The sequence below is a fragment of the Bordetella trematum genome, assembly GCF_900078335.1.
Lineage (GTDB): Bacteria > Pseudomonadota > Gammaproteobacteria > Burkholderiales > Burkholderiaceae_B > Bordetella > Bordetella trematum.
In genome coordinates this window covers 1-927 of the sequence record NZ_FKBR01000028.1, presented here as the reverse complement: position 1 = coordinate 927, position 927 = coordinate 1, and the positions used below count along the sequence as shown (strand labels likewise).

The following is a 927-nucleotide window of genomic DNA, read 5'->3' as shown; positions in this document are numbered from 1 at the left end:
CATGGCAAAAGGCAAGTTTGAACGTACCAAGCCGCACGTGAACGTGGGTACGATTGGTCACGTTGACCACGGCAAAACGACGTTGACGGCAGCGATCACGACGGTGCTGGCACGTGCGTTCGGCGGGGAAGCCCGCGGCTACGACCAGATTGACGCGGCTCCGGAAGAGAAGGCGCGTGGTATCACGATCAACACGTCGCACGTTGAGTACGAGACGGAAACGCGTCACTACGCGCACGTTGACTGCCCGGGCCACGCTGACTACGTGAAGAACATGATCACGGGTGCTGCGCAGATGGACGGCGCGATCCTGGTGGTTTCTGCCGCTGACGGCCCGATGCCGCAGACGCGTGAACACATTCTGCTGAGCCGCCAGGTTGGCGTGCCGTACATCATTGTCTTCCTGAACAAGGCTGACATGGTTGACGACGCCGAGCTGCTGGAGCTGGTGGAGATGGAAGTTCGCGAGCTGCTGTCGAAGTACGACTTCCCGGGCGACGACACGCCGATCGTGAAGGGTTCGGCCAAGCTGGCGCTGGAAGGCGACAAGGGCGAACTGGGCGAGCCGGCTATTCTGTCGCTGGCCGCAGCGCTGGACAGCTACATCCCGACGCCCGAGCGCGCCGTGGACGGTGCTTTCCTGATGCCGGTGGAAGACGTGTTCTCGATCTCGGGTCGCGGCACGGTGGTGACGGGCCGTATCGAGCGCGGTCTGGTGAAGGTTGGCGAGGAAATCGAAATTGTTGGTATCAAGCCGACGGTGAAGACGACCTGCACGGGCGTGGAAATGTTCCGCAAGCTGCTGGACCAAGGTCAAGCCGGCGACAACGTGGGCATTCTGCTGCGCGGCACCAAGCGTGAAGACGTCGAGCGTGGCCAGGTGCTGGCCAAGCCGGGTTCGATCCAGCCGCACACGGAGTTCACGGC

The 927-nt window shown here is 62.5% G+C and carries 1 protein-coding gene; it reads left to right on the top strand.

The annotated features are described in order from the left end of the window. Position 1: 1 nt before the first annotated feature. On the top strand, positions 2 to 927 hold a 926-nt coding region (tuf, locus tag A7V84_RS12290; RefSeq protein ID WP_063940005.1), incomplete at its 3' end, for an elongation factor Tu.